1 protein-coding gene is annotated in these 1,691 nt (G+C 59.2%); it reads left to right on the forward strand.

All coding sequences use genetic code 11. The features are described from left to right. The coding region (locus GTGU_RS23085) for a two-partner secretion domain-containing protein (RefSeq protein WP_038163322.1) at positions 1–1,691 on the forward strand (1,691 nt) is incomplete at both ends.

Genomic DNA, 1,691 nt, shown 5'->3' on the forward strand with positions numbered 1-1,691 from the left:
TCAGAAAGCGCAGGTTGTCATTGCGAACCCGTCGGGGATCTCCTGTGACGGCTGCGGCTTTATTAACGCCGGACGTACCACGCTGACCACCGGCTCGGTGCAGATGCAGAATGGCACTATCACCGGATATCAGGTTGATCGCGGTGACATTGTGATTGGCGGCAAGGGAATGGACACCACGCGTCAGGATCATACCGATATCATTGCCCGCGCCGTGAAAGTCAACGCGGCCCTTCACGCAAATGACCTGAAAGTCACCACCGGACGTAACCGGGTGGATGCGGCGCATGAACAGACAACCGTTTCAGCAGACAACGGCACGGATAAACCACAGTTTGCGCTGGATGTCTCTCAGGTCGGCGGGATGTATGCCGGTAAGATTCGTCTTCGCGGCACGGAAAAAGGCGTGGGGATGCGCAGTGCCGGGCATATCGGCGCATCCGCCGGAGAGGTCAGGATCACCGCTGACGGTATGATTGAAAACAGCGGGGCCGTTTCCGCAAAAGGCAATACTGTTATTGCCACGAATGCCAGTGTTAACAACAGCGGTTCGCTCTGGTCCTCATCAGATACCGACATTTCAGCAACCGGTCATGTACAGAACAGCGGCTCCGTCGCGGCCTCCCGTCATACCCGCGTGCAGGCGGCCAGTCTCACCAGTACCACCACCGGGACACTGGCCTCGGGTATCTCGTCCGACGGGAAAACCGGTAACAGCGGTGATTTAACCCTTTCCGCAGCAGGACGGCTTGAAACTCACGGCCTGAATGTGGCGGGCGGTAACATCAGCGCGTCCGGCCAGGGACTGGATGCGTCGGGCAGCCGGACACAGGCGAAAAATATCACCCTTGATGCGAAACAGCAGAGCCTCAGCACTGCCGGAGCGCAGGTTATTGCCGAAAGCGGGCTGAAAGCCTCAACCGCAGGCACACATAACAACAATGGCGGTTTACTGGCGGGGGATACACTCAGTCTGTCTGCAAAACGCCTTCAGAATAACAGCGGGCAGATTGTCCAGAGCGGCACACAGGCGCTTACGCTGAGCCATCAGGACGGTATTGAAAACCGGGAAGGAACGATTGCCACAAATGCGCGTGACCTGACGCTTCAGACTGCTGCGCTGGATAACCGGGATGGTGAGATTATCCATGCCGGTAACGGCACGCTCACGATGACATCAGCCACTTTCACCGGAGACCGGGGGAGCCTGGCGTCATCGGGTACGCTGGCGCTGAAGGGGCGCGACCTGGTACTGGACGGCAGTACTACCACGGCTAAGGGTATCCGGATTGACGCGGATAATCTCTCAAATCGCGGGGGACAACTGGTCCAGAGCGGCAACGGAACGATGGCGCTGGATGTGCGTCACAGCACCGATAACCGTGGCGGACAGATTGCGGCAAACGGCAGCGTGGCGCTGAACACCACAGACCTGGATAACCGGCAGGGACAAATACTGGCGGCTGATGCCGGAAGCCTTTCCGTCCGGGCCACCGGGCAGACCGACAGCCGGGAAGGCGTACTTGCCGCCGCCAGTAATGTGACCGTGACCACCGGGCAGCTCAGCAACGACAGCGGACTTATCAGCGCAGAAAAAGGTCAGATGGTGCTGACCAGTACAGGACAACTGAGTAACACCGGCGGACAGATAGCCGCCGCCGGAGAGATGACCCTCACGGCGGGAGGGCTGG

The organism is Trabulsiella guamensis ATCC 49490 (genome assembly GCF_000734965.1).
Lineage (GTDB): Bacteria > Pseudomonadota > Gammaproteobacteria > Enterobacterales > Enterobacteriaceae > Trabulsiella > Trabulsiella guamensis.